The following is a 1,135-nucleotide window of genomic DNA, read 5'->3' on the forward strand; positions in this document are numbered from 1 at the left end:
TTTATGTCCTGCCCGGCGGCCAGAGTCATGTCGGTGCCCGCTGACAACTGATCCGGCACGGCGGTGGCGCTGTGGCTTTGGCTGCTGCTCCAGGAGGAGCTTACGCCCAGGGTCAGACTTGCCGAAGCATTTGGATTGGCCAGAGCTTGCGCGCTGTTGTAGGCGTCATAGGCTTTTTCTCCGGCACCGATGATATCCTTGTTGTTCAGATTGCTGACGGCTTCATTGCCGGTCGTGTAGGCCTTCTTAGCTGTGCTGGTCAGGTTTTGAGTTAACTCAAGGCTCAGGCCCGCGCGCAGTGTTTTTTCATAGGCGCTGGCGCTGGCCGTGTCCGTGGCTTGGAGGAGGTTAATATCCTTGCCCGCGGCCATGTTCAAATCCTGGGCCGCGGCCAGCCGGGAACCGGCCATGTTGACGTTCTGCCCGGCATTGACCGTGATGTCGTTATTGGCCGTGATCTGGCTGGCCGCGTTTTGCGTGTTGGCCTTGGCGTTGCCCTTGGCCGTTTCCTGATAACCCATGAAGAAGCTGGTCTTGTCCAGGCCCAGGATGCCTTCCACGCCGAAGCCGGAGGCAAATTTTTCCTTGCTGTGGGAGGAGGTGTTGGCGCCGCCGAGAATGTTGGCGTCCCGTCCGGCATTGATGGTCACGTTATTGCCCGCGCTGAGGCTGGAACCCACAATGGCCGCGTCGCGCGAGGCCGTGAGCGTGATGTCCTGTCCGGCGGCCAGTGCCGAGCCCTTGCTGGTGCTGCCCGCGCTTTGCTCTTTTTTGCCCTCGGTGCCGTAGAAGCTCGTAAAGGAGCCGCCCCCGCCCAGGCCGAAGCCGGTCTGCTTTTTGTAATACCAGGACGTGGACTGGTTTTTGCCGTCCACAACGGCCACGTCGCCGTCGCGGGCCGTGAGGTTGATATTGTCCACGGCGGCCAGGTTGGAGGCCGTGACGCTGACGCTCTTGCCTGCGTCCAGGGTGACATTCCGGCCGATGAGGTTGGATTCCACCTGAGTCACGGTGGCCTTACCTTCCTTTTTGGACGAGGAACTCAGTCCCAGCGCGCCGGTGGAGGATTTGGAATAACTGTAAAAGTAGGTGTCCTGGGCCGAGGCCACGTTGACGTTGCCGCTGGCGGCCACGG

Annotated in this window: 1 protein-coding gene; it reads right to left on the reverse strand. The window is 61.0% G+C overall.

Features of this window, described 5'->3' with window-relative positions; translation table 11 throughout:
- Positions 1-1,135: hemagglutinin repeat-containing protein (locus HMPREF1022_RS16355; protein ID WP_035062184.1), on the reverse strand; the 1,135-nt coding region annotated here is incomplete at both ends.

The organism is Desulfovibrio sp. 6_1_46AFAA, from assembly GCF_000224635.1.
GTDB classification, from domain to species: Bacteria; Desulfobacterota; Desulfovibrionia; order Desulfovibrionales; family Desulfovibrionaceae; genus Desulfovibrio; species Desulfovibrio fairfieldensis.